22 protein-coding genes are annotated in these 26,712 nt (G+C 42.0%); 11 read left to right on the top strand and 11 right to left on the bottom strand.

The window, feature by feature from the left end; translation table 11 throughout:
• Positions 1–140 precede the first annotated feature (140 nt).
• Positions 141–359: a DUF2788 domain-containing protein gene (locus JMW64_RS12175; RefSeq protein WP_045448016.1), complete on the bottom strand. Its 219-nt coding sequence runs from the start codon at positions 357–359 to the stop codon at positions 141–143.
• 721 nt (positions 360–1,080) lie between these two features.
• Here JMW64_RS12175 and argS point away from each other — a divergent pair.
• The 3 genes from argS to JMW64_RS12160 all read left to right on the top strand — a co-directional run bounded on the left by argS (position 1,081) and on the right by JMW64_RS12160 (position 5,065).
• The gene (gene argS, locus JMW64_RS12170) at positions 1,081–2,910 is read left to right on the top strand and encodes an arginine--tRNA ligase (RefSeq protein ID WP_201554887.1); all 1,830 of its coding nucleotides are present in this window, start codon (positions 1,081–1,083) and stop codon (positions 2,908–2,910) included.
• 102 nt (positions 2,911–3,012) lie between these two features.
• The gene (locus JMW64_RS12165) at positions 3,013–3,825 is read left to right on the top strand and encodes an SPOR domain-containing protein (RefSeq protein ID WP_201554885.1); all 813 of its coding nucleotides are present in this window, start codon (positions 3,013–3,015) and stop codon (positions 3,823–3,825) included.
• A 145-nt stretch (positions 3,826–3,970) separates the two neighbouring features.
• Positions 3,971–5,065, top strand: a complete 1,095-nt coding sequence (locus JMW64_RS12160; RefSeq protein ID WP_265089814.1) for a PTS transporter subunit IIC — start codon at positions 3,971–3,973, stop codon at positions 5,063–5,065.
• Between the two features lie 103 nt (positions 5,066–5,168).
• On the opposite strand, the gene JMW64_RS12155 is transcribed toward JMW64_RS12160, so the two are convergent.
• The 7 genes from JMW64_RS12155 to rdgB form a co-directional block, all read right to left on the bottom strand.
• Positions 5,169–6,119, bottom strand: coding sequence for a c-type cytochrome (locus JMW64_RS12155; protein WP_201554881.1), 951 nt, complete (start codon positions 6,117–6,119; stop codon positions 5,169–5,171).
• A 330-nt stretch (positions 6,120–6,449) separates the two neighbouring features.
• Entirely contained in the window at positions 6,450–7,460 is a 1,011-nt protein-coding gene (locus tag JMW64_RS12150; RefSeq protein ID WP_201554879.1) for an SDR family NAD(P)-dependent oxidoreductase, read from the bottom strand.
• A gap of 225 nt (positions 7,461–7,685) precedes the next feature.
• Complete coding sequence (clpX, locus tag JMW64_RS12145) at positions 7,686–8,999, bottom strand: ATP-dependent protease ATP-binding subunit ClpX (protein WP_201554877.1); 1,314 nt, start codon at positions 8,997–8,999, stop codon at positions 7,686–7,688.
• A 150-nt stretch (positions 9,000–9,149) separates the two neighbouring features.
• Positions 9,150–9,797: an ATP-dependent Clp endopeptidase proteolytic subunit ClpP gene (clpP, locus tag JMW64_RS12140; protein WP_201555148.1), complete on the bottom strand. Its 648-nt coding sequence runs from the start codon at positions 9,795–9,797 to the stop codon at positions 9,150–9,152.
• Between the two features lie 592 nt (positions 9,798–10,389).
• Positions 10,390–11,733, bottom strand: coding sequence for a trigger factor (tig, locus tag JMW64_RS12135; protein WP_201554876.1), 1,344 nt, complete (start codon positions 11,731–11,733; stop codon positions 10,390–10,392).
• Between the two features lie 53 nt (positions 11,734–11,786).
• Positions 11,787–11,912 (bottom strand): hypothetical protein, encoded by a 126-nt coding sequence (locus tag JMW64_RS14185; protein WP_265089813.1) that lies wholly within the window; start codon positions 11,910–11,912, stop codon positions 11,787–11,789.
• Between the two features lie 336 nt (positions 11,913–12,248).
• Positions 12,249–12,911 carry an RdgB/HAM1 family non-canonical purine NTP pyrophosphatase gene (gene rdgB, locus JMW64_RS12130; protein ID WP_201554875.1) on the bottom strand — a complete coding sequence of 221 codons (663 nt, stop codon included), beginning with the start codon at positions 12,909–12,911 and terminating at the stop codon, positions 12,249–12,251.
• A gap of 557 nt (positions 12,912–13,468) precedes the next feature.
• Here rdgB and JMW64_RS12125 point away from each other — a divergent pair.
• Positions 13,469–14,098 carry a superoxide dismutase gene (locus tag JMW64_RS12125; RefSeq protein WP_201554874.1) on the top strand — a complete coding sequence of 210 codons (630 nt, stop codon included), beginning with the start codon at positions 13,469–13,471 and terminating at the stop codon, positions 14,096–14,098.
• Between the two features lie 102 nt (positions 14,099–14,200).
• On the opposite strand, the gene JMW64_RS12120 is transcribed toward JMW64_RS12125, so the two are convergent.
• The 3 genes from JMW64_RS12120 to JMW64_RS12110 form a co-directional block, all read right to left on the bottom strand.
• A complete protein-coding gene (locus JMW64_RS12120) occupies positions 14,201–14,974 on the bottom strand; it encodes a hypothetical protein (RefSeq protein WP_201554873.1) in 774 nt (257 codons plus the stop codon).
• Positions 14,975–15,154: 180 nt separating this feature from the next.
• Positions 15,155–15,973 (bottom strand): DUF72 domain-containing protein, encoded by an 819-nt coding sequence (locus JMW64_RS12115; protein WP_201554872.1) that lies wholly within the window; start codon positions 15,971–15,973, stop codon positions 15,155–15,157.
• Between the two features lie 41 nt (positions 15,974–16,014).
• Positions 16,015–17,181 carry a polyprenyl synthetase family protein gene (locus tag JMW64_RS12110; protein WP_201554870.1) on the bottom strand — a complete coding sequence of 389 codons (1,167 nt, stop codon included), beginning with the start codon at positions 17,179–17,181 and terminating at the stop codon, positions 16,015–16,017.
• 762 nt (positions 17,182–17,943) lie between these two features.
• Between JMW64_RS12110 and fadB the strand changes: the two genes are divergently transcribed.
• The 7 genes from fadB (at position 17,944) to JMW64_RS12075 (ending at position 26,647) form a co-directional block, all read left to right on the top strand.
• Entirely contained in the window at positions 17,944–20,103 is a 2,160-nt protein-coding gene (gene fadB / locus JMW64_RS12105; RefSeq protein ID WP_109592461.1) for a fatty acid oxidation complex subunit alpha FadB, read from the top strand.
• 246 nt (positions 20,104–20,349) lie between these two features.
• A complete protein-coding gene (gene fadA / locus JMW64_RS12100; protein ID WP_201554869.1) occupies positions 20,350–21,522 on the top strand; it encodes an acetyl-CoA C-acyltransferase FadA in 1,173 nt (390 codons plus the stop codon).
• A 152-nt stretch (positions 21,523–21,674) separates the two neighbouring features.
• Positions 21,675–22,604 (top strand): hypothetical protein, encoded by a 930-nt coding sequence (locus JMW64_RS12095; RefSeq protein WP_201554868.1) that lies wholly within the window; start codon positions 21,675–21,677, stop codon positions 22,602–22,604.
• A 17-nt stretch (positions 22,605–22,621) separates the two neighbouring features.
• Positions 22,622–24,334 (top strand): rhomboid family intramembrane serine protease, encoded by a 1,713-nt coding sequence (locus JMW64_RS12090; RefSeq protein ID WP_201554867.1) that lies wholly within the window; start codon positions 22,622–22,624, stop codon positions 24,332–24,334.
• Positions 24,335–24,536: 202 nt separating this feature from the next.
• Positions 24,537–25,112 carry an isochorismatase family protein gene (locus JMW64_RS12085; protein ID WP_201554866.1) on the top strand — a complete coding sequence of 192 codons (576 nt, stop codon included), beginning with the start codon at positions 24,537–24,539 and terminating at the stop codon, positions 25,110–25,112.
• 184 nt (positions 25,113–25,296) lie between these two features.
• Positions 25,297–25,926, top strand: coding sequence for an HD domain-containing protein (locus JMW64_RS12080; RefSeq protein WP_201554865.1), 630 nt, complete (start codon positions 25,297–25,299; stop codon positions 25,924–25,926).
• Between the two features lie 115 nt (positions 25,927–26,041).
• Positions 26,042–26,647, top strand: coding sequence for a DUF1287 domain-containing protein (locus tag JMW64_RS12075; protein ID WP_201554863.1), 606 nt, complete (start codon positions 26,042–26,044; stop codon positions 26,645–26,647).
• Positions 26,648–26,712: the final 65 nt, after the last annotated feature.

Raw genomic sequence — 26,712 nt, 5'->3', positions numbered from 1 at the left:
AATGATTGACACACTATAAAGTGAAGCCGTCATGAGCCATGCATTTTTTTAATTGATTATTTAACCGTCTATTTACAGTGATAGGCGAGTTATTTATTACCTATCATTGACAGTGAAGACACAGCTTAATTATATAAAAATTATATCAACCACCTTTTAAAAGCGACTTCCAACAATAGCTTGAGTAAGAAGCCCACAAACCCTGCGCCTAGTGCTAAGAAAATCCAAAATGTACCTGCACGCCCAGCTTGAGATTCTTTAGAGATATCCCACATAATAAAAAATAAGAAGGCGATGAATATGGGTAGTAAAACATACAATCCCCAACTGGTAACTGTACTGGCAGCAATAGCAAACATGGCATAATCCTATAAAGTAGTAACGCCGTCTTTATTTATTTCTATTATGGATCTTTTGATAATAATTGCCTTCAAAATGAAGTATCACCATTCATGATATAAGCAGTAATCCATAAAATAAGTCAGAAAAAAGCAGGCAGCAATACAAACCGTTATTATAACGCGGAAGCGAGCAGGTATAAACTGCTGCTAAGTATGAGACAACAGTAACGCTACAATTTGCAGGGCTGACTTATCGGTAACAGCGCTAAATGCTGATCTATTTAAAATATTTTAATCTGACTTATCGTGAGTGAAAGCACAGACAACGCCTGTTAGAGCGTGTCTTCAATTCAATCGATTAACCTCTAAATGGGCTAAAAATGGCTAAATTTTGCCAAACATTGTCAACCAGCTTATCAATATATCGATATTATTTGTGCTATTTTCCTTGTTTGACGGCAATTTATCTCATGTTTATCACCATTTTTAAAATGAAGACACGCCCTAGTCACTTAAATTATCAGTGTTAACTGTCATAACCGTAAGATTTTAGTGCTAATTTTGGTGCAAATGGTGCAATGCAGGGCAAAGATTGTTATATTTACAGGTTACTTATCTTTTTTGTATTATTTTATCCCCTGCAATGTCGGTCGCTATTATAATAGGCAGTTATTGGCTGCTCGCATTCGCCACATTTTTATACCGTTTTTGTTGTTTATTTAACTGAGTTCAAATCCTTATGTCACAAGCCCAAATTGATACACTTGCATCACTATTTAACGATGCGATTCAAACCCTACAAGCAGATGGCACGTTACCAAGCGATTGGCAAAATAATAGCCAAATCACCCGTACTAAAGATTTAAGCCATGGTGATTTCGCCAGTAATATCGCGCTGACAGCTGCCAAAGCTGCCAAGGTCAATCCAAGACAGCTTGCCGAAAAAATCGTCAATGCGCTGCCTGAAAACCAAGACATTCGCCAAGTGGAAATCGCAGGTCCAGGCTTTATTAACGTGTTCTTAAATGCGGAAGCCAAGTTCGCGGTATTAGATGATATCTTTGCCTTGCAAGATCGCTTTGGTTTAAGCGATCAGTTTGATGGGCAAAAAATTCAGGTTGAGTTTGTCTCTGCCAATCCAACGTCAAGTTTGCACGTTGGGCATGGTCGCGGTGCAGCGTTCGGTATGAGCGTGGCAAACCTGCTGGAAGCGATTGGTTATGACGTCACGCGTGAATATTATGTCAATGACGCCGGTCGTCAAATGGATATCTTGGCGACCAGTACCTATTTGCGTTATCTAGAAAGCAACGGTGAGCAAATAATCTTCCCAGTCAATGGCTATCAAGGTGATTATGTCAGTGACATCGCCCAAACGTTAAAAGCGCAACACGGTGATCATTACGTTCATAGCTTTGCAGCAATCGCCAAAGATGTGCCAGCAGATGCTGAGTTTGAGATTAATGCGGACGGCGAAAAAACATTGCTGTCAGGTGACAAAGAAGCACATATTGATGGCTTGATTGCCAACAGTAAAGCCTTGCTTGGTGAGGGTTATGAGCTGTTTTTAAATGCGGCATTGAGCAGTATTTTAGCCGATATCAAAGATGACTTAAATGACTTTGGTGTGCGTTACGAGTGCTGGTTTAGCGAACGGTCTATTGATAGCGAGATTGAGCCAGTCTTGCAAACCTTAGATGAAAAAGGCTATCTATACGAAAAAGACGGTAATATTTGGTTCAAATCAACCGATTTTGGTGATGAAAAAGACCGTGTGGTGCGCCGTGCCAATGGTCAATCTACTTATTTTGCTTCTGATATCGCCTATCACAAAAACAAATTTGATCGCGGTTTTGATAAAGTGGTCAATGTTTGGGGTGCCGATCACCATGGTTATGTGCCACGCGTAAAAGCCGCTTTATTGGCGCTTGGTATTGATGCTGAGCGTTTAGATGTGGTGCTTGTGCAATTTGTTGCACTATGGCGTGGTAGTGAAAAAGTGCAAATGTCCTCGCGTTCAGGTCAATTTGTCACCCTGCGTGATTTACGTACCGAAGTTGGTAACGACGCCGCGCGTTTTTATTATGTCGCCCGTAAGCCTGAAGTGCATATTGATTTTGATTTGGAGCTGGCTAAATCACAAAGCAAAGACAATCAAGTGTATTACATTCAATACGCGCATGCCCGTGTTTGCCGAGTATTAGAAAAGCTACAAAACAGTGGTCTTGTCGTAGACGATGCGATTGGTTTAGAACATCAAAACTTACTTAGCGCACCAAACGAAGACGAGCTGATTAAATTATTAGCAGGATATCCAGCGACGTTATTACGCGCCGCGACGGGTTATGAGCCACATGTCTTGACCAACTATCTTAAAGAGTTGGCAGCGCTATTTCATGGTTGGTATGACAGCAATCGCATTTTGCCAGTGAGTTTGACCTCAGGTGAGACACCAAGCTCGGATGAGATGGAATTGATGCAAGCCCGTTTGCGTCTGTCTAAAGCCGTACGTCAAGTATTGGCCAATGGTCTTAGTTTGTTAGGGTTGTCGGCACCATCTAGCATGTAGTTTTTTTCTAGTATATAGTAACTTTCTAACATGTAGTATGAGTATAGATGACTGCTAGCCATAATTTGATGATAGTTAGATTCAGTAGGGAGAACCAGATCCATGCTAGCCAAAAAACCTAAAGGTGCGACTGAAAAACGCAAAACAAGTAGCGTATCAGGCTTATTGTGGATGTTTGTCGGGGCTGTATTGACCCTTATGATAGGGGTGTTTATATACTTGTCACCATTATTTGATTTCAGTCCCGCTGACAGCACCGCTGGTAATGATCCTGATCGTCAGGTACAGCCACGTGTCGACACTGATACTGATAATGGTGATTATGAGTTCTATGATATTTTGCCCAATCAAGAGATGGCGACTATTCCTGATGAAGATATTGCTGAGACAGGCAATGATCGCATAGGGGATATCAGTGCCTTTGAGCCTGATGTGGTGGTGACTCAACCTGAAGATGGCTCAGCCAGTCGCAATGATGATACTGGTAACTTTGGTATCTCTGAAAATACAGTGATTGCGCCCAGTCGTGGCAATAACGCTGCTACCAGTAATAGCGGCGATGACATTGTGATCGTTGAAGAAGACGCGACCTATGATGGATCGACGCCTGCTAGTAGCAATAATACGTCCAATAATACGGGCGCAGGTACTGCTAGCGTTCAGGCTGCAAAACCTGCGGCAACTTATATTTTGCAGATCAACAGCTTCGGTGATGCGGATGAAGCAGATCGCCGCCGTGCTCAAGTGTTGATGGCAGGTGTAGACGCTCGCGTGGTCAAGAATACGACGGGTAATGGTTTGCCAATCTATCAAGTTATTTCTCGCCCGATGAATAACCGCCAAGCAGTAACCACTGCTCAGCAGCGCCTACAAAATAATGGTATTGACTCCATTATTGTTGAACAGCGTCGTTAAGTTATGCTGTTTAATGACAGTTATAGTTCTTTATGAATAATAAAAAAAGCGTCGCAATGACGTTTTTTTTATCTCTGATTTTTAGCAAAGTTATTTTTCTGTTGGTTTATTACCTTTCATCAAAAATTTTATAAAGAGCATGGCTATGACTGTCTCTCATTTAGCAACACCGCCTACTGGCTTCATTAAAGCATTTTTCCAAAAGTATTTTATTGATGCGTTTACTGGCATGGCTTTAGGGCTATTTGTCACATTGATTGCTGGTCTAATCATCTCGCAAATCGGTGGCTGGTTAGATTTGCCCGCATTGGTTGCGGTGGGCAAGCTTGCCTCAGTATTAATGGGTGCGGGTATCGGAGTAGGGATCGCCTATTACCTTAAAGCACCGACGCTCGTCATGCTCAGCTGCTTGGTGGCGGGTATGCTTGGCGCACATTCTGAAGCATTAATGGCAGGGACGTTATTTACGCCCCAAGTAGGCGGACCTGCGACCTTTGCCGCCTTACCGGGCAATCCGATAGGGGCGTATTTGACCTCGGTATTTGCTTACCGTGCTGGTACTTGGGTCGCTGGCAAAACCAAGCTTGATATTCTATTGGTTCCTTTATTGGTATGCGCGGTAGCATTAGCAGTTTGCGCCCTATTGAATCCACCTATCGTCGCTGCGGTCGCTGCCATTGGTCAAGGTATTCAAGCGGCCACTGAGTTACAGCCTCTGTTAATGGGTATTGTGATTGCAGTGGTGGTGGGTATTTTATTGACATTGCCAACGTCCAGCGCTGCTATTTGTATCGCAATTGGGCTTGGTGGCGTAGCAGGCGGGGCAGCCGTGGTAGGCTGTGCGGCACACATGATTGGTTTTGCCGTTGCAAGCTTTAAAGACAACGGCGTCAGTGGCGTAATATCTCAAGGTCTGGGCACCAGTATGCTACAGATTCCTAATGTGTTAAAAAAACCGCTGGTGTTGTTGCCTGCTGTGATTGCCAGCGCCATCGTTGGTCCTATTGCGACAGTAGGTTTTGGACTGGCATGTACAGCAACGGGTGCGGGTATGGGTACCGCCGGATTGGTCGGCGTATTTGGAGTGATTGAAGCGTCACAAGACATCATGAGTACGGGTCAATTATGGACAGCGATTATCCTGTTGATGTTTGTATTACCTGCCCTAATTGCAGGGGTGGTCGCTCATGTGATGCGCCGCGTGGGCTGGCTGGTTGATGGTGATATGAAATTGCCTTAAATTAAAGATAAAGGACGCAAATTGTCCTAACTATCAATAATAAAAAAGCCCAGCTATTAAATAACTGGGCTTTTTTATTATATAAATTATGAGCTTGTTTTAATTAGCGGCGTACATCTTTAGGGGCATCACCATTGGGCCAGTCTTTGTCTTTGTTGGCTTTGATAGGTCGCGGCAGATGGGTAAAGTAAGCAGCAATATCGACCGCTTCTTGGTCACTAAGCGAGTTACCTTGACCAAAGGGCATTTTGCCTTTGATAAAGGCCGCTGCTGTATAAGTTCGTGCCATACCTGCGCCATCGTTGAATGACTTGTCTCCGGCTACTGCTGGATAGATATAAGTGCCATCGTCGTTATATTGACCTTCGCCATTTTCACCATGGCAAACGCTACATTTCTCCGCAAACAGCTTTTTGCCATTATCCGTATTTGGCTCTAAAGTTTTGTCTACTTTAACAAAACCGCGACCTTCGGGCGAGACACTATAAGGCAAGCCCTGTGATAGCCAGCTCATATAAGACACCATCGCATTCATATCATCTGAACCTAGGTCAAGCGCTTTGCCATTCATTGAGCGTTCAAAACAGCCATTGATGCGCTCTTGTATTGAATTCACGCGACCAGCACGTGACCGATAAATAGGATAAATACCCGGCATGCCATTCCAAGGCGCCGCGTAGGCCTCTGAGCCGTTACCCAAGTGACAGCTGGTACAGTTCAACTGATTGCCGACATTGTCAGGCATCTCTTTATAAGTATGATTGGCGATTTGTAAGCCGCGACGTACTGCTGCGCCGAACTCATCATCTGGAATAGTGGACTCATCTGGCATGCTAACGCTCAGTTTGGCGCTTGGATTTGCAGCCATCTCGTCTTTAATTTCTGCGGCACGTGCCTCAAGTGACTTAACGCGGGCTAATGCTTCAGCTTCTTCGACACGGTCGACAGCCTTGGTATCTGATTCACTACAGCCTGACAGGCTAACCGCACCAATAGCAAAGATAGCAGCCAGTAAAACGGAGGAAGAGGGTTTGACCCTTAAAAGTATTTTCATTGGAATATCCTTATTATCAAAAATAATATGTAATAATATATTTTTATGATAATTTAGCTGTCAAAATGACAGAAGTGATCTTAATTTTTGTGCAAAAAATCTGAATGAGTCATCAATCTGTAAGTTGCTAGAAACATAATTGTACCAAATATTAAATACTTAAAGTATATAAATAGATAAAGTGTTTTGGCTTTAGAGTGATATGAATTAATTTCATACCGTATGAAGAACGATATTGAAAGACAGTATTGACATTCTATCGATCAAAAAAGCGCTTAAATATTGATAATATTTAAGCGCTTTTTTGTGGGCAAATACTCTTCGAATATATTATTTTGGCGTGCTTGGTTTTTTATGGCGGCGTGGTTTGAGCTTACGAGAGAGCGTATGGACATCGTTCAATATTTGACTGTATGTCGCTGGAAAGACACGCTGTACCGCGTCGATTATTTTGGCATCGTTGCCAATCAGACAGCGCGGTTGATTGGTCGCGGCAGCCTGCAAAATAATCCAAGCGGCATGGCCTGCATCAAATTTCAGGAATTTATTAAAGCTCTGAATGGCTTTGGGGCCAGTACGCATGCCAATATCATTGATACTGTCATTGCCACGGGCACTATTGGCAATATTGGTTTTAATCCCGCCGGGATGGATGCAGGTCGCTGACACACCGCAGCGCTGAATATCTAGCTCTTGACGCAAGCTTTCGGTAAAGCCGCGTACAGCAAATTTACTGGCGTTATACGCAGATTGTGACGGCTGCGCGGTCAAGCCAAACAGGCTTGAGATATTAATGATGTGACCATGCTCGTTAAATTGGCGCGATCTGTTTTTTTTGCTGCCATTCGTCGATTCGCTTTGTTTGACACTATTTTTAATCAATGGCAAAAATGCCTTAGTGCCATAGACCACACCCCAAAAATTGATGTCCATTACCCATTCAAGCTCGCTAATGCTACTGCCTTCTACGGTCGAATATAGCGCCACGCCTGCATTATTAAAGATGAAGTTCACTTTGCCATAGTCTGCCATGACGCTATCTGCCCACGCTTCCACGGCTTTATTGTCTGAGACATCAAGGACTGTCATGGTCGCTTTGATGTCATAACCGACGAGCAATTCTTTGGTCTGTGCCAGTTGCGCCGCGTTGATATCAGAGAGTGCCACGTGGCAGCCCATCTTTGCCAAATGAATAGCCAACTCGCGCCCCATACCAGAGCCAGCACCCGTAATAGCCGCGACATGATTATGATAATAAGGGGCAATATCTTGGTCTATCGTGGTATGAAAAGGCAAGTGTTGACGTAATGAGGTTGCGATAGAAGTAACATTGTTAAGCATGATAAACAGTCCTTTGTTTCATCAGTGATAGGTGTTGGTAGCACATTTACCTTAGCATGCTTTGTGGCTTTAGCTATGAACGATTGATAGACGCCACTGTCACTTTATCCATACATTGGCTGTCATAAAAAGATCATAAGTGAGCAGCCATAAAAAAACGTCTAGCATAAGATATGCTAGACGCCTTTACTTCAATGACAGTTTTAATAAAGCTGATAACAACCGCTAAGCATCTATCGCTATTTGCTCTGAGTCGTCGGTAGAAAAGATGATTTCAGGTGTTTTACCTTCATTAATCACTTGCTCATCGACGATGACAGTCTTGGCGTTTTTCATCGAAGGCAACTCATACATAGTCTCAAGGAGCGCATTTTCAACGATAGAGCGCAGTCCGCGAGCACCAGTCTTACGCGCCATGGCTTTTTTAGCAATAGCATCGAGCGCTTCTTTGGTAAAGCTAATGTCAGCGCCTTCCATATCGAATAGGTACTTATATTGCTTAACCAAGGCGTTTTTTGGTTCCGTCAATATCTGAACCAATGCATCCTCGTCCAGCTCTGTGAGCGCAGCGAGAACAGGAAGACGACCGATGAGCTCAGGAATAAGACCAAATTTGATCAAATCTTCAGGCTCTACTTGTTGCAGTAATTCTGAGCTGCGTTTGCTATCGTCTTTTGAGCTGACATCGGCGTTAAAGCCGATACCGCCTTTTTCTGTACGCTGCTGAATAACTGCATCAAGACCAGCAAACGCCCCACCGACGATGATTAAGATGTTACTCGTATCAACTTGGATCAGCTCTTGCTGTGGATGCTTACGACCACCATGTGGCGGAATGGCAGCGACCGTACCTTCGATAAGCTTTAGCAACGCTTGCTGTACGCCTTCGCCTGACACATCACGGGTGATAGACGGGTTGTCGCCTTTCTTACTGATTTTATCAATCTCATCGATATAGATAATACCTTGCTCTGCTTTGCTCACATCATAATCTGATGCTTGCAAAAGTTTTTGCACGATATTTTCGACATCTTCGCCGACATAACCGGCCTCGGTCAGGGTCGTCGCATCGGCTATCGCAAAAGGTACATCAAGCAAGCGCGCTAGAGTTTGCGCTAACAAGGTTTTACCAGAACCGGTTGGACCGATTAGTAGGATATTACTTTTTGCCAATTCAACCATGGCATCATCAGCACCGATTTTAGCTTTTTTGCTGTCATTGGCCAAAGTTTGGCTGACTTTTAGGCGTTTATAATGGTTATAAACCGCCACTGCCAAGGCTTTTTTGGCCGCATCTTGCCCGATGACATATTCGTCAAGCTTGGCACGCAGCTCTTTTGGTGTTGGCAGCTTTTTATTGACCCAAGAGGTATCAATATCGCTATCGTCGTCACCATCTTCGGCGCTATCGGCAATCAGGTCTGTACATAGCTCAATACATTCATTACAAATATTGGCGTCGTCAGCGGCAATCAGCTGCTTTACTTCACTTTTTTCTTTGCCGCAAAACGAACACTGCGGGGTGTTATCTTCTGCCATATACAGGCACTCCTAAAATTTTATACTGATCAATATTCTGATTATGGACATCGATGCAAAAGCGCAGGGCACTTAATATATTTTCTCTCACCCTATCGCGCTTAGGCATCTGATGTTTTAAAGTCTCGTAGACGGCTATTATTAAAGCGCTTATAGAGAAGTCGGGCGACGCTCTAGTACTTCGTCAACCAAACCGTATTCTTTGGCTTCTTTAGCATCTAACCAATAGTCACGCTCAACGTCTTTTTCGATTTTTTCTACCGGTTGACCGGTACGCTCAGCCAAAATCTCGTTCAAGCGAGCACGCGTTTTCAGAATTTCACGCGCATTAATTTCGATATCGGTTGCTTGACCTTGCGCGCCGCCTGAAGGCTGGTGAATCATCACGCGAGAGTTGGCTAGGGCATAACGTTTGCCTTTTTCGCCAGCTGCGAGCAAAAATGAGCCCATGCTATAAGCGCCGCCCATACAAATGGTCGAAACTTCAGGTTTGATAAAGTTCATGGTATCAAAAATAGCCAAACCAGCACTGACTGAGCCGCCTGGCGAGTTGATATATAAATGGATGTCTTTATCAGGGTTTTCTGCTTCTAAAAATAATAGCTGCGCCACAATAAGATTGGCCATATGGTCTTCAACTTGACCGGTCAAAAAGATAACGCGCTCACGTAATAGGCGTGAGAAAATATCAAACGAGCGTTCACCGCGCGCTGACTGCTCAACCACCATTGGAACCAATGCGGCTTGGGGCGCGCTTTGGTTATATTGTGCGCTTTGGGCGGTATTGTGCGCACTCATCAACATATCAAAATGCGGGTTAGCAGTGATGCGATCATAATCTGTCATAAAGATGTCCTGTTTATAAGTACATAAAGTAAAGAGGTATAGGCTAGCTGTTGGCTAAATTTTTATGGTGGTTATCATTGTAAACATTGCCGCCTATGAATAAAAGCTGCCTGTTAATAAAAGCTGTCTGCTAATAAAACCTATTCGGTTCAATTAAATGCTCTAAATATCGCTAGCAAGTAGCCAATCATATTCATGATTTAAGACGGCGCTTAAAAGTTATTCCAGCTACCTGCTAGAAATAGCAGCTGTCAAAAATAGTAGCTGCTAAAAATAATTGAGCTAATGGTAACTTTTTTATTGCGGCAATAGTAACTTTTTAATGTGACAAATGATAAATGACTCCCTATTAATAAGGCGTCTGTGCCCATTTATCAAGGGCAGTGGCAATAAACACCAGATAAAAGTAGCTAATAAGCCAGTAATTTATAAGCTTGCAATAAAAATGCCCTAACAAGATGTTAGGGCATTGTAATAGGGCATTTTTGCAGTAAGAGTAGCAATTTGCCATTAATGGCAAGTTGCCAAGTTATCTCTTACTAAATTACATACCTTGCTGCTGTTGTTGCTGAGCAGCTAGCAAGTCTTGGTAGCTGACTTCTTTGTCAGTTACTTTACCTTGCTCGATTAGATAATCAACCACTTGGTCTTCTAGAACCACAGACTCAATGTTAGCGCGTTGCTGCTTGTCATTGGTGTAGTACTCGATGACCTCGCTTGGATCTTCGTAGTTTTCAGCGGCTTCTTTGATAAAGCTTTCAACACGCTCTTGGTCGACTTCTAAGCCTTTGGTGTCGATAACGCGAGCAACGATGATGCCAAGACGGGCAGCACGTAGCGCTTGCTCTTCGAACAGCTCATTTGGCAGCATGTCTTTATCGAAGCTATCAGCATTGGCACCGAACTGCTGAGAAAAACGTTGCATCATCATGTTGCGTTGACGCTCGATTTCTTGCTCTAGCATGGCGTTTGGTACGTCAAACTCGTTCTTTTCTAGTAGCGCATCAAAGGTCGCTTGTTTTACTTGGCTACGCGCCGCATTTTTGATTTCGCGTTCCATGTTTTTACGCACGTCTTCTTTTAATTTCTCAACGCCGCCTTCTTTAACACCGAATAGCTCTAGGAACTCTTCGTTGATTTCAGGTAGTTTTGATTTTTCAACCAATTTTACGTTGATTTTGAACTGGGCTTCTTTACCAGCCAAGTTTTCAGCTTGGTAATCTTCTGGGAAAGTCACGTCAATGACTTTTTCTTCGCCAGCTTTCATGCCTTTGATACCATCTTCAAAGCCTGGAATCATCTGGTTGCTACCGATAACCAATTTGAAATCTTCAGCAGAACCGCCTTCGAATTTTTCGCCGTCGATTGAGCCTTCAAAGTCAAACGTTACTTGGTTGTCTTTGGCCGCTTTACCTTTTTTCTCAACGAATTCTTCACGTTGTTTTTGTAGGTTTTCAATCATGGTGTCAACGTCTTCATCGCTAACCGTCGCTGTGTGACGCTCAACTTCGATCTCATCAATACCTTGCACGTCGATTTCTGGGAAGATTTCAACAGTCGCTTGATATACCAAGAAATCATCTTCAAGTTTTACATCATCGATGTTAGGCATGCCAACCGCGCGGATGTCTTCAGATTTGATCGCTTCAAAAACAGTATCACGTATCACATCGTTGATAACTTCTTGTTGAATGCCAGCACCGTACTGTGAACGGATATGTGACATAGGGACGTTACCTTTACGGAAACCGTCAATCTTGGCAGTTTTCGCAACTTGGCGAATACGGCCTTCAACTTTGTTTTGAATTTTTTCAACGGGTACTTTAACCGTTAGCTGAGTTTCTTTGTTAGATAGCTTGTTGGTTGTAACTTGTAAATCTGTAGCCATGTTCATTACACCTTTAGGATTTAATAGTACGTTTGATTGAATAGTACTTAGGGTTAAATAGTAATAGACAACCGTGCCTCAAAATACGGGCGGGTGTTACCGATTGCCGTTGGAATAAATAGGGGATATTGATAGCGCGCAATTTCGCAGTCCGTGCCCGTAGCAATCGCTGCTGACACAAAAATGTGAAACGCTTTATCTGAATAGACGCTATCTGATATCAATATTAACCATGAATAGGTCGCATAATAACGATTTTTGCGCAATTATACAGACAAATAACGGCTTTCAACAAAATTTTAAAAGTAGAACAGTATAATCCATCTGTTTATCAAAGTAAAAATTATCTGTTTGCTGTCTATATAGGGCAGCGCTGCTATCGTCCGTTTAAATAAAATTGCTGGGTTAATATTGTCGTATTATCGGTATTAACTATTATCGGTATTAATAACATAGCAAAGCAGTAAACGCTATGGATCGACGATAAAGTAGGACTGCTGTTATTCGGATTGCTTTTATAAAGACAATAAAGGCAACTGTGCCAATAATTGCTCAATCGCCTGACCGCGATGACTGATGCTATTTTTATCCGCCGCGCTGAGGCTTGCCGCCGTTGCTTGCAGTTCTGGCAACCAAAACAGCGGGTCATAACCAAAACCGCCATCACCATGCGGCGCCGCCAAAATCTCACCGTGCCATAAACCTTGGGCGATAATCGGTAGCGGGTCATCGGCATGACGTACCATCGCCAATACGCAAACGAACATGCCTTTAATAGGCTCATCAGGCTGTGCTGCACGGATAGGCTGCAAGTCGGCAACAAGCTTAGCATTGTTTTTACTGTCATTGCCGTGCTCGCCTGCATAGCGGGCAGAGTAGATACCGGGTGCATTGCCCAATACTGGCACGCATAACCCTGAATCATCAGCAATCGCCGGTAATCCGCTTGCTCGGCTGGCATGACGGGCTTTGATAATGGCGTTCTCAACGAAGCTTAATCCATCCTCGATTGCATCGTCGATATCAAGCTGACCTTGCGGGACAATCGTCACATCCAAATCTGCCTCAGAAAATAGGCGTTTAAACTCAGCAAGTTTGCCTTTATTGTTACTGGCGAGCACCCATTGATTATCAGGGGTCGATTGGGTGGAGGATCGTGAGGTATTCGTGGTGCTCATAGGGTTATTCCGTTATGTCATAATTAAGAATATGATTAGTGAAAGTATCATTATTGAAAGTATGGTCGGTTTTTAAATTATAGCGGTATCTTAATGCCAATTTCATCAGTTTATCAGTTAGCTAAGTGCCTAGTACGATTGGCATGGCAAGGCATTCTACACTTAGTCTATAGACAACCAAAGGCTATACTAACAGTGTTATCCATAACATTTGGTAACTGATATTTGTCGCCACTGTTGCTATAATAGCCGCCAAGCTACCGTGAATGATATCTTATGGCTTGTGAATATTAAGTTAATAAATGCTTATGAAGTCAAGCACTTGGCTTTTGAGCAAACAGTAACAAAAGTAAGTTAATTTTGGATTCATAATAATACGTGATACTGTGTTAAACAATAAACGGTATTAAGCAATAACATTCATTTCAAACAATAAACTCAGCCAATTTAGTCCGCCATTTTATCGTGTTTTTTATCATGTAAAAATAGCGTAAAATTCAGTTTCTATAATGAGTTTTTATCAAATGACGGCTAAAAACAGCAAGGATAAAATAATTATGTCAAACATTACATTGCCAGAACTACCATACGCAAAAGACGCACTAGAGCCACATATCAGTGCCGAGACGCTGGAGTATCATCATGACAAGCATCATAATGCATACGTGACTAAGCTCAACGAATTGCTACCAGGTTCTGGTCTGGAAGACAAAACATTGCCAGAAATCATCGTAGCGACTGCTAAAGATGACAGTAAGCAAGGTATGTTTAACCAAGCAGCTCAAGTATGGAATCACACGTTCTATTGGAACTGCATGACGCCAACTAACGGCGGCGGCGAACCTACTGGCGATCTAAAAGCTAAAATCGAAGAAGATTTCGGTAGCTATGACAAGTTCCGTGAAGAGTTTAAAAACGCTGCACTAACCCAGTTCGGTTCAGGTTGGGCTTGGCTAGTTGCTGATAAAGTCGGTGGCAAACTGTCTATCGCTAAAACAGCAAATGCTGATACACCACTTGCACATGACCAAGTAGCGGTATTGACTTGTGACGTATGGGAACATGCGTACTACATCGATTATCGTAACCGTCGTCCTGACTATGTTGATACGTTCCTAGACAAACTAGTGAACTGGGACTACGCAAACGCAAAATATAAAGGTCAAGATGCTGGTGTTGAAGAGTAATCTTTAACCACTAAGTATTTGATTTGAAAAAAAGGACGCTGAGAGGCGTCCTTTTTTTTGGTTTGGATTTATATAAAAAACGGCTCTTTTGGGATTGTCTAATTAGTTAGGTTCTTTCTCATCTAATAGTTGTATTTTAGTGGAGCTTAAATCAATGAAGTTTGCGATTTCTCTTACAGAAATTAATGATAGCTTTTTAGTATTTAATTCATAATAGCGTTGGTTATTTTGCCAGCTAAAATTGTATAAAAGCTCTTGTCTATCAGAATATAGGCTTTCCACTCTTGCAGGCTTATCATTGACTTTATCGTTCAAGAAATCCTCAATCACTGTTAGCCTGACGGAACCGTTTTTAGGTATATAATGTTCTGTGAGCTCAATAACAGATTGACCATTATTGATATCGTAGACCTGATAAAATATATTGTATTTGTTATGAGCTAATATGCCAGAGCTATTCAAACCTACCAACTTACTATTATAAAAATTATCTAAGAGAACTGGCTCGAATGTTAATTTATATTTAGCTTTATTGATATCTTCATCTAGGGCTTGGAAGTTATTCTTAGCCTCCCCAATCATTGTTTCATCAAACTCTGTTGTCTGTATGCCACCACTAAGGCTGCCAGTAGTTTTCAAATTTTTTAATGCAGTTAAGGCTTCGTTTCTTTCAGATTCTATTAGGTTAGATAATTTGATGTAGTGTATGCCCATATCCTCTTCTTCTAAACCAAAAGCTTTGTAGGCTTTTTGCTGATTATTTTCACTATCTACGTCGATAATATTCGCTACATTAGGGTTTATCAGAAATAAAGATATAATAAGAATAAAAGAAATTGTACCTAATCCTAAAAATACTATAAGGTTTTTTCTCATAAGAACGACTCTTTACTATAGTGATAAATGGCAGCTTTTTACAGCAGTAAAAGGGTGGATTTAAGTTCCCAAGCTAACTTTTCTGCTATGTTTCTAAGAAGCTACAATAACCTAAAAATATAGATTTTCATCTAAACTAGAGTTAGTCAAACCCTCTGATATACAGCGTGGGGAGTAGTGCTACAACACCTCAAACCCAAACTTACCCAACGCTTCCCTCAACATCGCAATATTATAATAAGCATGCGCGTTGACGGTATTTTGAAAGAAAATATAGAGCGTATCAAAGTGCTGACGCTGATTGGCAATCGCCTGCGCCCAGTCCTGCATCTCAGCTTCGCTATAGCGATAATCATGGCGGTCAGCGGCACTCATCGCATCCCACCAGTTTAGATTATTACCATGCATCCGTAGATAGCCAGTGCGCTCGGTAAATATCAATCGTGACGGTGGTAGACCGCTGACTTTGGGGTAATCGACGCTGCACCAAATGAGACCTTGCTGCCGAAAGCTATCGACCACTTGCGGGGTATGCCAGCCATTATGGCGAAACTCAACGGCTAGTGGATAATCTTGAAACCAACTGACAAGGTTTGCCAGATATAGACGATGCTCGCGGGTACGATCAAAGCCGTGTGGGAATTGCAGTAGTAGTGGCGCGAGAGCGTTGGCTTCGATCAGTGGCGTTAGAGCAGTAATAAATGCTTGGGCGTGATCGCTAGTGCCTTTACGTGCATGAGTAAAGTCTTGATGCAGTTTGACCGCGAACTTCAATTCACTGTCTGCTTGCACATAGGCTTTATCGACCATACCAGCAAAGGCTTTTTGCCCGATGGGCGCGTAGAAAGTGCTATTAATTTCCACCGCGCCGTATTGCTTGGCGTATTCGCGTAAGAAGTCGGTTTTTTTGGTGCCGATTGGATATAGCGTACCAAGTAAGTCGGTATCGCTATAACCGCCGGTGCCAAGATAAATACGCGGAGTAGGGGTACTGTCCATGTTGACCACTCATTACCATTCTTTGATGATTAAATTTTTGGCTATTTTTTACGTGCCCATAGCCATTCTATTAATGCCAGTAAAGCATCGTTGTTTGCGTCACTGCCAAGCTCGCTACTGCTTGATTCATGACGACTCAGTTCACGAATGATGGCTGTGCGTCCATCATTAAATAGCGATTGCGCATAGCTGGTTGCCTGCTCAACGCCCATCAATTTTACGTAGGTAGATTTATCCAATTTTTCATCACTGCCAGCAGGTTTACCAAGCGTATCGGTGCTGGTGGTGACGTCTAAAATATCGTCTTGTACCTGAAAGGCTAGACCAATATGCTGCGCACACTCTTGTAGAGCCATACGCTGTGGAGCGGTCGCGCCAGCACAAATACCGCCCATTAGCATCGCCGCTTCAATGAGTGCACCGGTTTTATCACGGTGGATAGCTTCCAAGTCGCTTTGTGAAATGCCTGTAGTAGCTTCGGCATTGAGATCGAGCATTTGACCCGAAACCATACGTCTGGCACGCGGTGCAAATATCGCGATGAGCTGGCTTGCGATAGCTGAATCAAAAGGGGCAAAGGTTGGCAGCTCTGCGGTCAACACTTCAAAAGCGAGTGTCTGTAGCACGTCACCTGCCAGCAGTGCGGTCGATTCTTCAAAGACGATATGGGCGGTTGGCTGACCACGGCGCAGCTCATCATCGTCCATACATGGCAAGTCATCATGTACCAATGAGTAGGTATGCAACAGCTCCACGGCTAACGCCGCACGGCGACACATATCATAATCGGAGTCGTTTTCTAGCAGCGACTCTAAATCGCTATTATAAGTGGTTCTTCTATCAGTGCTTTTATCCGCGCTTTCATCGTCATTACTAACATTGTTATTAGCGCTGTCATTAACATTAACATTGTCATTAGCGCCGTCATTAAAGTCGTCATTAGCATTGCTTTGATTGACACTATCAAAGGCGCTGGCGACCAATAACGGACGTACCAATTTACCTTGACCAGTCATCACATAACGGCAGGCATCAATCAGTGGGCTTGGCAGCTCAGCATAAGCAAATAGCACCTCGATATCTTGTGCAAGTTGCGCCCGCACGGTGCTATGAAATTGCTCGGTGTTGTTATTAAAGCTAGTAAAAGATACAAGTCTTGAAGGCATAAGGCTTTCAGGTATAAAGCTTGGCGTAGAAGAAACAGTCATAACCCAACCATTTATCAGGTGAATAATAAAAATAGCGCTAGTGTAGCATGATAGATTATATAGCTTATGGGCTGAGCATCATCAATGCCATATTTTTGCAGCTTACTTTTAAAAATTCGATTAAGTACACCGAAATAATGCAACAAGCCCTCGTTACGTATTGGTGATTTAACTTAGTCAGTGGATATGTTTTGATAAAGAATCAAGTTAAGCGTGTGACCATAAGCATCTGTCATTATAATCTTTAAAAGACGAATTTTTAGTATACAATTTCAGTATACAAACCGTCACTTAAAGCACATTACTAGTCAGGTAAAGGGCTGCTGCTGATTTAAGAGTGACTTGCGAGTATGGTATTAGCTTGTGACAGTTAGGGGCATAATCCCCTACACTAATTGGCGTAAAAATGATCTGATGATTCAGGGCAGAAGGTTTGCGTGCTTATTTCAGCGAAAAATTTGCTCAACTCTCAGTCCATATTTTTAATGTTAGTATGTTCAATATCAGTACTGGTCACAATATATATAAATGAAGCGCCGTATTCACTTGTGCTAACGCAGTAATATTAAGCATAAAAAATGAATATATAACCATGAGCGCTGGATAATAAAGACATCTTCACTGCTTACTCTATACTGACTTTATAACACAGTATATTGGCAGTGTTATTACTCGTTTTACTAACAATAACTGGCTATGACCTTTAATTTTAAAACTTTTAATTTTAAAACGTAGCTTTCGTTATATAGCAAGGAGTTCCAAATGGTATACCAAGGAAATCGCATCACGGTGACAATGCTAGAGGATGGCATCGCCAACATGCAGTACAACGCCGAAAATGAGAGCGTGAACAAGTTTGATGCTGAAACCAATAAGCAATTTGGTGAAGCCGTTACTGCTTTAGAAAAAGCCGATGACGTTAAGGGTTTAATTGTTACTTCGAGCAAAGGCGTGTTTATTGCTGGTGCTGACATTACAGAATTTGTGGCGTCTTTTAAACAGCCAGAAGAAGAGATTAAAGATTGGGTTATTAATATTAATGACGCCTTTAATCGCTTTGAAGACCTGCCTTTCCCGAAAGTAGCGGCCATCAATGGCGCGGCGCTTGGCGGTGGTTGTGAGATGACCTTGGTTTGTGAATATCGCGTCATGAGCGACAAAGCCATCATCGGTCTACCAGAAACCCAACTGGGTATCTTCCCAGGTTTTGGTGGTACGGTTCGTAGTACGCGTGTCATCGGTATCGATAATGCGCTTGAGTTGATTGCGACTGGTACACCAAAGAAACCACTTGATGCCCTAAAACTAGGCTTGGTTGATGCGACTGTTGCTGCTGATGATTTGCAAGATGCTGCCATTGATTTAGTCAAAAAATGTATCTCAGGTGAGCTTGATTGGAAAGCGAAGCGTGAAGAGAAACTCGTTCCTGTTAAATTAAATCAGCTTGAGCAAGCGATGGCGTTTAACAGTGCCAAAGGTATGATCTTTGCTAAAGCCAATCCTAAGCAATATCCTGCGCCAGCACTGGCTATCGCTGCGATGGAAAAACACGTTAACTTACCACGTGATAAAGCGATTGAAGTAGAAGCCGCTGGTTTTGCAAAAGCGGCGAAAACCCCACAAGCAGAAAGCTTGGTTGGTTTGTTCTTAAGCGATCAGTTGGTTAAAAAATTAGCCAAGCAGCATAGCAAAAAAGCGCATGAAATCAATGAAGCGGCAGTACTAGGCGCTGGTATCATGGGTGGCGGTATCGCTTATCAAGCAGCCAGCAAAGGCTTGCCAATCATCATGAAAGACATCAAGTCTGAGCAATTAGACCTTGGTATGGGCGAAGCCAGCAAGTTACTTGGCAAAATGGTCGATCGCGGCAAAATGACCCCAACTAAAATGGGTGAAACCTTAAGCCGTATCCGTCCTACTTTGAATTATGGTGATTTTGCTGAGACTGATATCGTTATCGAAGCAGTCGTAGAAAATCCAAACGTGAAGCGTGCGGTATTAAAAGAAGTGGAAGGCTTGGTAAAAGACGACTGTATCCTAGCGTCAAACACGTCGACTATCTCTATTACATTCTTGGCTGAAGCACTTGAGCGTCCAGAAAACTTCGTTGGTATGCATTTCTTTAACCCAGTACATCGTATGCCATTGGTCGAAGTTATCCGCGGTGAGAAATCATCTGAAGAAGCGATTGCGACCACGGTTGCGCTAGCGTCTAAAATGGGTAAAGTGCCTGTTGTCGTTAACGATTGCCCAGGTTTCTTAGTCAACCGTGTCTTGTTCCCATACTTTGGCGCTTTTGATTTGCTGCTTAAGCAAGGTGCTGATTTTGCTCATGTCGATAAAGTCATGGAAAAATTCGGCTGGCCGATGGGTCCAGCTTATCTAATCGACGTTGTTGGTTTAGATACTGGTGTTCATGGCGCAGAAGTCATGGCAGAAGGTTTCCCTGACCGCATGAAGCCTGATTATAAAGGCGCGATTGAGCTTTTATATGAAAACAAACGCCTAGGTCAGAAAAACGGCGTTGGTTTCTACAAGTATGAAATGGACAAACGCGGCAAGCCAAAGAAAGTTGCTGATGAAGCCACCTATGAGCTATTAAAAACCACCACAGATAGCGACAAGCAAACGTTTGAAGATCAAGCGATTATTGACCGCACTATGCTAGCGTTCTGTAATGAGACTGTACGTTGCCTAGAAGACAACATCGTCAGCACGCCATCAGAAGCTGATATGGCGATGATTATGGGCGTTGGTTTCCCGCCATTCCGCGGTGGACCTTGCCGTTATATTGACCAAATGGGTTTAGATAACTACTTGGCACTGTGTGAAAAATACGCATACCTTGGTAAAGCTTATGAAGCCCCGCAGAAGATTCGCGACATGGCAGCAGCAGGCGAGACCTTTTACGCCACCGCGTAATAGGCAGTCATTACTAGGATGAAGTGCCGTACGTTTACTATTTAGGCTGAGAAAAATTAGTTTATCACTACTCTTTAGTAGCAAGGTTCTTTAATAGTAGACGTACGATTATAGTTAGTTTTATTTAATGCTAGTACAAGGAAATCGAGCGCAGAGGTACGTATTGTACTTCAAGTGAGATTGACGAAGTAATAGCATTGAAATGGGCTGACTACACTGACAATAAAAATTGAAAAGGAAGATAGTATGACAATTTTAAGTCCAAAAGACGTGGTCATCGTAGATGGCGTACGCTCAGCGATGGGTAAAACCAAAAACGGTATGTTCCGTCATGTCCGCGCTGATAGCATGTCTGCTGAATTGGTTCGTGCATTGGTTGAACGTAATGACTTTGACCCACGTGACGTCGAAGACATCATTTGGGGCTGTGTCAATCAGACCTTAGAGCAAGGCTTGAACATCGGTCGTAACATCGGTCTGCTAGCTGGTATTCCAAAAACTGCTGGTGGCCAAACAGTCAACCGTCTATGTGGTTCGTCTATGCAGGCGCTACATACTGCTGCGGCGCAGATCATGACCAACCAAGGTGATGTGTTCATCATCGGTGGTGTTGAGCATATGGGTCACGTCGGCATGATGCATGGTGTTGATCTGAACCCTGAAGCATCAAAGCACTATGCAAAAGCCTCAAACATGATGGGCTTAACTGCTGAAATGCTTGGTCGTATGAATAACATCACTCGTGAAGAGCAAGATGCCTTTGGTCTTGAGTCGCATCGCCGTGCATGGGCTGCGACCACTGAAGGTCGTTTTGACAATGAAATCATCGGTATCGAAGGTCATGACGAAGCGGGTCGCTTGCAATTATGTACTGTCGATGAAGTGATTCGTCCAGATGCCACGATGGAGCAAATGCAAAAGCTACGTCCAGCCTTTGATCCAGTAAGCGGTACAGTGACTGCTGCTACCTCATCTGCATTATCTGATGGTGCCTCAGCAATGCTAATCATGAGTGCGCAAAAAGCCAAAGAGCTAGGTCTTAAACCTCGCGCTCGTATTCGTAGCATGGCAGTCGCTGGTTGTGATGCGGCTATCATGGGTTACGGTCCAGTACCTGCGACGCAAAAAGCGCTTAAGCGTGCTGGCATGAGCATCGATGATATGCAAACAATCGAGCTAAACGAAGCTTTTGCAGCGCAGGGCTTATCAGTACTAAAAGCCTTAAACTTGACGGACAAGCAAGACATCGTCAACATTAATGGTGGCGCGATTGCATTAGGTCATCCACTAGGGTGTTCAGGTGCTCGTATCACGGTTACTTTGCTAAACGCCATGGAGCAGTCAGATACTGAAATTGGTCTAGCGACTATGTGTATCGGTCTTGGCCAAGGTATCGCGACTATTATTGAGCGTGTGTAATTTTTATCTAATCTCCAAATAGCAGTAAATATTAATAAAGCTGATATTTGTCGATTAAATTTGTACTAATGTCTTGTAAAATGAGCGTCTCTCACTTAATGTTGGAGGCGCTTTTTTTGGTTTAAGTCATAGTAATGAAAGGTAGAGTATAAATGGCACATCATAAATCGTCAGATAAGAGGCGCTTAGATTTAGAGGTGTTTAAGTTAAAAATGCGCTATATCTTTCTTCCTTTTTTAGGTTTTAGTATTGGCGCCATTTTATTCTACAACATCATAAGATGGATGTTGGACATCTGTCTAGGGATATGGCCTCTAAAAGATACGGTCTGGAACTTAATTATCCCAATAATTATCAGTGTTATTTTAGTGCTTGTCATAATGCGATCAAGGATTAGACTGCTACGATTTGAATTATTTGATGATAATAGCGCTAATGTATTTTACTTGGTGATGATACTTGCTTTATTTCCGCCTATATCAATCAGTCAAGCTTACTTATATGAAGCAGCATATGACATTATTGATATAAGTAATATAAGTGATATTAAATTATATCCAAAACAAAAATACTTCCAATTTGATAATAAAAGTATTGAGAAACAAGGGGTTGTTTCTTACTTCAATACTAGGGAGATGGGGAAATCTAGACAAGAGTTAAAAATATACTTATATTTTGCCACTCCTTTTTATGGAGATAAAGATATCTGGTGGGGACAGGCTTTTACTAAGGTTATTGATAATGATCTTGAAGAAAAAGAGAAAGTTCAACAAATAGAAAATTTTAAAAGGATTTCTAGACAACAATATGCAAATGAAGAGATATCTACTGCTGATTATTTTGAAAAATTGCAAAACTCAGATACTAAGTATGGTTATTTAGAAGCGATTAGATTGTCAGGTCAGCAACATATTAATGACCCAATAATACTTGTATCTCAGTTGAGCACACTTAACGAAAAAGCAGATAAAGAGTTAGCAAAATTCTTTAGATTTTTTATCATTGGCATGTTTATTTGCTTACTATTAGTCTTAAAAGCAACGATTGATAAAAAAGCATTTCAACAGTTTAAGTTACGCTAGATTTGTGGTGATAGGGCATGGATAATAATAAGCAAAGCCAGTATAGGTATAAAGATAAAAATAGAAGCAGAAACAAAAAAAGAGTAAGCAAAAGGGATAAAAAGAAGCGAACACAAAACCTAAGCGCTAAAGAATCGATCATAATAAAACTAAAGCAAGTATTCTTGCCATATTTAGGTCTTAGTGTCCTGACCATTCTGCTTTTTGGGGCTTTACGCTGGTTGCTTGATATTTATCTAGATATTCTACCTTTAAAGGAAGGCTATTGGGATTTTGGTATTCCTTTTCTGTTATCTGTTTTAGTCGTTAGTATTTGGATGTGGCCGAGGTATGAGCTTTTAACCTTAAAATGGGTTAAGCGCAGTAGTTCAGGCTACTTTTTTATAACGATGGTTCTAGCATTAGTGATACCGCTCGTTCTCAGCCAAAACTATTTGTCCAAAGCGGCTTATGAGGTCATTGAAGTAAATAGCTTGAATGATATTCGTCATTATCCAAAGCAAAAGTATTTCAGAGTAAATGATTTTGAGCCACTCAAATTAGAGAGCGTTTCTTTTATAGAAACACAAGTAATCAGTGGACGAAATTTTGACTCAACATTGCATATTGATTATTACATTGCGACGCCATTTATAGCCGCTGAGAATATTTGGCTAGGTTCTAGCTACCACACGAAATACGATAATCGTGCAGACCAAAGTATTAAAGACAGTCAATACTCAGCGTTTATTAACGACTCGCGCCATAAGTACGAAGCCAAAGACCTCTCTACTATCAGCTACTTTAAGAAACTTAAATCATCAAATAGCAGAAATGCTTACTTACACACGATTTCTACGGCTAATAGGCAATCTAATTTGCCACCCTTGATATTGAAGCCAGAAACAGGATTACTTGCTGATAGCTTAGATCGTGATTTTGTTTGGGGATTTGGTTCGTTTTTTATTGGTATGGTGCTGTGCTTGTTGCTCGTTCTTGCAGCAGAGTTTGATAGTCAAGAAAAGAAAGGTACGCAAAAACATATACAAAAGCGAAAACATATACAAAAGCCTGTAAAAAAACGAGCACCAGTCAGTGATGTATCAAAAAGCCTAGTAGTTTGGTTTAAAAATAATAAAGAGCGACCTGCGACGTTGGTGTTAATACTGACCTGTATAGGTGCATTTATACTGACCGTATTCATGGGTATGGATATCATTGATCCTTTATCTAGACAGGTAAATAGTGCAGGTGGGTTGACGATGGACGCGATGCAAGCTGGTAAGTATTGGCGAGTAGTGACATCGCTTTTTGTACACGCAGGGATTATGCATTTAGTAATGAGTCTAGGGATGCTGTTTGCGACAGGTTATATTTTGGAAAAAGTATTGGGTCCTATACGTTTTGCGATTGCGTTTTTTATATGTGGTATTTTCGCTCATGTTTTAGGGGTACTATATTTTGATATGGATATGGCAGGTGTTTGGGGTGCTACATTTGGCTTGTTTGGTATCGCGATACCGTTGGTGGCCTTTAAGGTTTTTAATAAAAAATATCGAGAGCTATTCGGCGGTACTATCGCTGCGATATTAATCATTACTTTAACCAGCATGTTCTTTGCATTTATAAACACGCTCAGTTATATGGTGTATTATCTTTTAACCTTATGTTTTGGCGTTGCTTTCGGTGTGGGCATGGTCATGACTCAAAAACAGTCTTTATTACGTAATGCTAGGCGTCATAATATATAGTTATTGGCTATTCATAATCAAAAACCTACGCTAAGCAGTATGAATCAAACGTGATGAATTGTTATTAATCATTATTAGAGACTATCTCCATTGACGCCCTCAGCAAACTATGACTAAATAAGAGTAAGGCTAATAAAGACAATATCAATGATAAAATTAACATAGCCTTTAACAATAAAGTCAGCCGTACAAGGAGTGTGCCATGTCTACTATGATTACCGACCGTACCTATCGAATCGCTCGCGAAAATACCCAAGCGATGATAATCGATGTTCAAGAACGCTTAACACCGCATATTTATGACCATGAAAACATCGTTAAAAAAACAGTGACGCTTATTAAGGGTCTGCAAGCACTGAATATTCCTATCATGCTCAATGAACAGTATAAAAAAGGGCTCGGCGATACGCTACCTGAAATACGCGAGGTGTTAGAAGGCGATAACGCCAAAAGCTTTGAAAAGGTTACTTTTAGCGCTTGTGATAATGATGATTCGTGGCATTATTTAGCACAGCAAAATCGAAGTATTGTTTTGCTATTTGGCGTAGAGACACATGTCTGTGTACTACAAACAGCGCTTGATTTGCTAGATAATGGTATGCAGCCGGTTATTATTGGGGATGCGGTGGGTTCTCGTTTTCCGTATGATAAAAAGCAAGCAATTCGCCGTATTCGCCGTGCTGGTGGCGTGATTACCACAGTTGAAACCATTCTATTTGAGTTATGCCGCAGTAGTAAAGACCCTGCTTTTAAAACCATTAGTAACTTGATTAAATAGTTCTTTTATTCAAGATAGAACCGATAGCGCTTACTCACATAAGCGCTATTTTTTTATAATGGTGACGCTCATTAACGCTATTCTGTCATTCTCTTTTATAGCGCTCATAAAATGTATAATACTTGCTTATGCGTAAAGGTAAAATGAAGCGCTATATATTCGTAGAAAAATTAAGAGAAAATTTATGCCATCAACCAAACCCCTTTTATTAACCAACCCAACGCTTGCCTCAAACATTGATATAGATCATGTTACTCATTTCTTATTAGAGCTTGATGCGCTTAAACGTATCAATCGTCGTAGCTATGTGACGCATACCACACGCAAAGAAAACTCTGCCGAACATTCATGGCATTTAGCCATGGCGTGCTGGTCTATTGCTGAACAGTTTGAGCTAGATGTCAATCATGAAAAACTACTCAAGATGGCATTGGTACATGACTTGGGTGAGATTGACGCAGGCGATACGTTTTTATTCGCAAACAGTCGTAGCGAGGCGCACATTGAAGAACGTGCAGGCATTGCTCGATTGCAAGCTGAGCATGGCAATGGCATCATGGATTTAAATGAGGTTTGGGAAGAACAGGAGACGGGTAGTAGTAAAGAAACCCAGCTGCTCAGAGTGGTTGATCGCTTATTGCCTTTTTTATTGAATTTAAATACCAATGGAAAAACGTGGATTGATGCTAACGTCACGTGCTCGCAAGTGACTACAGCACTTGCTTTTATCAAAGACAGCTTTCCTCCCATTCATGATTGGCTATCAAAAAATATCGACTATGCGACTCAGCAAGGATGGTTGATTGATGCTTAAGTAAAGCCATCATTTTGCCGTTTACATGTTTGCAAATATTTGTATTCTTTAAATATTAAAGTATTTAGAATTAGCTAAATGAGCGATTAAGTACATTATATAGAGAGATTGTTAAATGAGAGTCACTGGCACTTATAAGGTTTTCGCTAAATCGCTCGTCTTTGTTAGCCTATTAACTTTGGCGCAACTAACTCAGGCTGCCGCACCTATTAGTAATGGTGATAAACTGGCGCACGATGCCAAAAAACAGATCGGCATTACCGCCAGCTATGATCCTGCTTACCGCAAGTTGGATTTTCCGCGTGGCGATGTGCCGATAGAAACTGGCGTCTGTACCGATGTTATCGTCCGTGCTTATCGCTTGCAAAATATAGATCTACAGCAATTAGTCAACCATGATATGATGTCAAATTGGTCGGCTTATCCAAAGACTTGGGGGCTGAAATCAACCGATAAGAATATCGATCATCGCCGAGTGCCCAATCTTGAAGTGTTTTTTGCGCGTCACGCAAAGACATTATCGACGACTGATAAAGCCAGTTTTCAAGCAGGGGATGTGGTGACGTGGCGGCTACCGAATGGTAATTTGCCGCATACAGGTATTGTCTCCGATAAAGTCGCTGCGGATGGTACACCGCTGATTATTCACAATATCGGACGCGGTACGCAAGAAGAAAACATCTTATTTGCTTATCCTATTCTCAAGCACTTTCGTTATTGACTACTTTCTTTATTAACTAGTATGTTGCGATAAGATAATTACCCACAATAAAAAGCTCAGTTCAA

Origin of the sequence: Psychrobacter immobilis, assembly GCF_904846065.1 — a bacterium.
Taxonomy (GTDB): Bacteria; Pseudomonadota; Gammaproteobacteria; order Pseudomonadales; family Moraxellaceae; genus Psychrobacter; species Psychrobacter immobilis_H.
Note: the sequence above shows the minus strand (reverse complement) of the source record. Positions and strands in the feature narration are given on the sequence as shown.

Coding starts and splice junctions, on each gene's coding strand:
- JMW64_RS12175 (WP_045448016.1), bottom strand. CDS start 359: ATGTTTGCTATTGCTGCCAGTACAGTTACCAGTTGGGGATTGTATGTT.
- argS (WP_201554887.1), top strand. CDS start 1,081: ATGTCACAAGCCCAAATTGATACACTTGCATCACTATTTAACGATGCG.
- JMW64_RS12165 (WP_201554885.1), top strand. CDS start 3,013: ATGCTAGCCAAAAAACCTAAAGGTGCGACTGAAAAACGCAAAACAAGT.
- JMW64_RS12160 (WP_265089814.1), top strand. CDS start 3,971: ATGACTGTCTCTCATTTAGCAACACCGCCTACTGGCTTCATTAAAGCA.
- JMW64_RS12155 (WP_201554881.1), bottom strand. CDS start 6,119: ATGAAAATACTTTTAAGGGTCAAACCCTCTTCCTCCGTTTTACTGGCT.
- JMW64_RS12150 (WP_201554879.1), bottom strand. CDS start 7,460: ATGCTTAACAATGTTACTTCTATCGCAACCTCATTACGTCAACACTTG.
- clpX (WP_201554877.1), bottom strand. CDS start 8,999: ATGGCAGAAGATAACACCCCGCAGTGTTCGTTTTGCGGCAAAGAAAAA.
- clpP (WP_201555148.1), bottom strand. CDS start 9,797: ATGAGTGCGCACAATACCGCCCAAAGCGCACAATATAACCAAAGCGCG.
- tig (WP_201554876.1), bottom strand. CDS start 11,733: ATGGCTACAGATTTACAAGTTACAACCAACAAGCTATCTAACAAAGAA.
- rdgB (WP_201554875.1), bottom strand. CDS start 12,911: ATGAGCACCACGAATACCTCACGATCCTCCACCCAATCGACCCCTGAT.
- JMW64_RS12125 (WP_201554874.1), top strand. CDS start 13,469: ATGTCAAACATTACATTGCCAGAACTACCATACGCAAAAGACGCACTA.
- JMW64_RS12120 (WP_201554873.1), bottom strand. CDS start 14,974: ATGAGAAAAAACCTTATAGTATTTTTAGGATTAGGTACAATTTCTTTT.
- JMW64_RS12115 (WP_201554872.1), bottom strand. CDS start 15,973: ATGGACAGTACCCCTACTCCGCGTATTTATCTTGGCACCGGCGGTTAT.
- JMW64_RS12110 (WP_201554870.1), bottom strand. CDS start 17,181: ATGACTGTTTCTTCTACGCCAAGCTTTATACCTGAAAGCCTTATGCCT.
- fadB (WP_109592461.1), top strand. CDS start 17,944: ATGGTATACCAAGGAAATCGCATCACGGTGACAATGCTAGAGGATGGC.
- fadA (WP_201554869.1), top strand. CDS start 20,350: ATGACAATTTTAAGTCCAAAAGACGTGGTCATCGTAGATGGCGTACGC.
- JMW64_RS12095 (WP_201554868.1), top strand. CDS start 21,675: ATGGCACATCATAAATCGTCAGATAAGAGGCGCTTAGATTTAGAGGTG.
- JMW64_RS12090 (WP_201554867.1), top strand. CDS start 22,622: ATGGATAATAATAAGCAAAGCCAGTATAGGTATAAAGATAAAAATAGA.
- JMW64_RS12085 (WP_201554866.1), top strand. CDS start 24,537: ATGTCTACTATGATTACCGACCGTACCTATCGAATCGCTCGCGAAAAT.
- JMW64_RS12080 (WP_201554865.1), top strand. CDS start 25,297: ATGCCATCAACCAAACCCCTTTTATTAACCAACCCAACGCTTGCCTCA.
- JMW64_RS12075 (WP_201554863.1), top strand. CDS start 26,042: ATGAGAGTCACTGGCACTTATAAGGTTTTCGCTAAATCGCTCGTCTTT.